The following is a 2,068-nucleotide window of genomic DNA, read 5'->3' as shown; positions in this document are numbered from 1 at the left end:
TACTACCTAATCCTCACACTCTCCTCGACCAAAATTTGAGTGTGGGGATTTTTTTTTGTTTTTATAGTTATTCTGATAAACTATCCTATCAATTCATAATATTCGTCAATGACCATTAATTCGTCTGCGACTGTTCTAAGCTCATGTTTTTGCATGAAATGAAGATAGTTGAATGATTGATGGTCGTCTGATAGTGCGAGTTCTTCTTCTAGCAACTTATGAATCATGTGCCTATTAGCTTCATTCTCGCATCTGGTGCGATTATTTTTATATAGTGCAGTAGAATGTTCCAGATGTCCTAATTCGTGGTATATGACCCGTTTTTTTGTGTTCTCTGACAGCTCACTGTTTATGAAAATAATATTGATTTCTTTGATGTAAACTCCTGGTCTATGCCAGAGTTCATTATCAAAGTAAGCGAGAGTGACACCGTGCGAGTCTACTAGCTCTTCAATAGTCATAGGCTATCATCCTTTTTGTGTTATTTTGTTGTTAAAATGGTTACGATGATTGCTAGTATCCCCAGTAAAGTACTAACTAACAATCCGATAAACCAATACATGAACTCTTTTTTGCTTTTAGCTTGTTCTTCTAATCTCTTATTCTCTTGAGTTAGAAACATAGTCTCTACACGTTTCTCGAAATTATCAAATTTTAAATCAACTTGTTCAAATTTTAAGTCGATTTTTTCAAATCCGCTACGCATTTCTTGTCTGAGTTGATCAATTTTTAAATCAATTTTCTCGAATCCATGCTGGGTGTCAGAATTAATTTTATCAAGTTTTAAGTCGATTTCAGATTTGCTGTAAGTATCTTGTGACATAATATTTTCCTCCGATAACATTTCTGACTCCATTATACCACGATTTTGTATGGGTACAGTTTTCAATGAAGATTTAGAAGCGTGAATTGAAGAAACATTGGAAGGGGTAGGTTTGAAATTATCTTGTGTCTCCGGCATTGATTATCCCCACTTTCCAAAATGATGATAACTATATGCTGTATCTACTTCCTGACCGTTTTCGTCCATCAAGACGAAGAAAAAGAAAAAATCACTTGGGTTCTGTATCGTAAAATTAAAGCTGAAATTTCCAGTAGCCATCCCAAAGCCATCTTCCAGCAAAACAAAGCCCTGCCTTGCAATATTTATTCTCGTAGCATGAACAGGGTAGGACGTACCGTCAGGGAAGTGGGCAGTTAGAGATAAGATATAGTCTGTATCGGGTCTTAGATTAAAAAAATCTAGAAAAGCAATCAAAGATGTTGAACCAGGAAACATATCAAAATTAGTGATCGTTCCTAGAAACTGAGAAGTTTCAGGATTGACAATCCTGATCGCTGTCATCTTTTCTCTGAACGGATTCTTTTTCATTGGAATGCTTGTCATACTATCTACCTCTCAAATAAATCTCAATAATGTTCTGGATGGCATCGATGTCTTCTTCTGTAAGCGGCTTGCCATCGAAGGTCTTGGCATTCTCTGCCATCTTTCGGAGGTCGTCAGACGTGTATCCTGCGATTGTATCATCCTTTGCAATAGACGGATTATCCGTGCGACCAAGCAAATAATCCGTGGATACGTTGAAGTAGTCAGCGATTTCTTGTAGGCGGTCAGAGTTTGGGGTTTTCGTTTTTAAAGTATAGAAATAATTAGTACTATATCCTAGACTTTCTTCTAGTTTTGATAGAGGAATCCCCCTTTTTTTAGCTAATTCTTTAATTTTTTCTAGCGTTGAAAACATTGTTAAATCAACCTTTCTAAGGGTATCACAAAAAATATTTCTAAAATTCTAGAAAAAAGTATTGACACAATCTAGAAAAAAGTATAGAATAGTTTTTGTAAGTAAGTTACAACTAAAAAAACAACTAAGAAATAAATTATAAAAAATGTTTTAGCGAACGGTATTTATAGTTTTATTAGTGTTTTTGTTATGATTTCATTTTAGACTTTATTATAGACTTTGTCAATAAAAAAGTACAAAAAAATAGTTAAAAATTTAGTTGTTTCTTGTTTACTTGTTCCTTGACAATTGAATAGAGCATGTGAGATAATATAGGGGAATTGAAA

At 34.2% G+C, this 2,068-nt stretch carries 4 protein-coding genes; all 4 read right to left on the bottom strand.

All coding sequences use genetic code 11. From position 1 onward, the window contains the following. Positions 1-80: 80 nt before the first annotated feature. The 4 genes from KUA57_RS09400 to KUA57_RS09385 are packed head-to-tail and all read right to left on the bottom strand — an operon-like array spanning position 81 to position 1,742. Positions 81-461: an ImmA/IrrE family metallo-endopeptidase gene (locus tag KUA57_RS09400; RefSeq protein ID WP_218494147.1), complete on the bottom strand. Its 381-nt coding sequence runs from the start codon at positions 459-461 to the stop codon at positions 81-83. A 20-nt stretch (positions 462-481) separates the two neighbouring features. Next, positions 482-961: a hypothetical protein gene (locus KUA57_RS09395; protein WP_250646355.1), complete on the bottom strand. Its 480-nt coding sequence runs from the start codon at positions 959-961 to the stop codon at positions 482-484. 3 nt (positions 962-964) lie between these two features. Next, positions 965-1,345, bottom strand: a complete 381-nt coding sequence (locus KUA57_RS09390; protein WP_250646354.1) for a hypothetical protein — start codon at positions 1,343-1,345, stop codon at positions 965-967. A gap of 43 nt (positions 1,346-1,388) precedes the next feature. Further along, positions 1,389-1,742 (bottom strand): helix-turn-helix domain-containing protein, encoded by a 354-nt coding sequence (locus tag KUA57_RS09385; RefSeq protein WP_218494145.1) that lies wholly within the window; start codon positions 1,740-1,742, stop codon positions 1,389-1,391. Positions 1,743-2,068: the final 326 nt, after the last annotated feature.

This window comes from Streptococcus vulneris, assembly GCF_019218685.1.
Taxonomy (GTDB): domain Bacteria; phylum Bacillota; class Bacilli; order Lactobacillales; family Streptococcaceae; genus Streptococcus; species Streptococcus vulneris.
This window is presented reverse-complemented; position numbering and strand designations above follow the sequence as displayed.

Bases quoted from the DNA above. Each gene is read 5' to 3' on its own strand.
- KUA57_RS09400 (WP_218494147.1), bottom strand. From the start codon at position 461: ATGACTATTGAAGAGCTAGTAGACTCGCACGGTGTCACTCTCGCTTAC.
- KUA57_RS09395 (WP_250646355.1), bottom strand. From the start codon at position 961: ATGCCGGAGACACAAGATAATTTCAAACCTACCCCTTCCAATGTTTCT.
- KUA57_RS09390 (WP_250646354.1), bottom strand. From the start codon at position 1,345: ATGACAGCGATCAGGATTGTCAATCCTGAAACTTCTCAGTTTCTAGGA.
- KUA57_RS09385 (WP_218494145.1), bottom strand. From the start codon at position 1,742: ATGTTTTCAACGCTAGAAAAAATTAAAGAATTAGCTAAAAAAAGGGGG.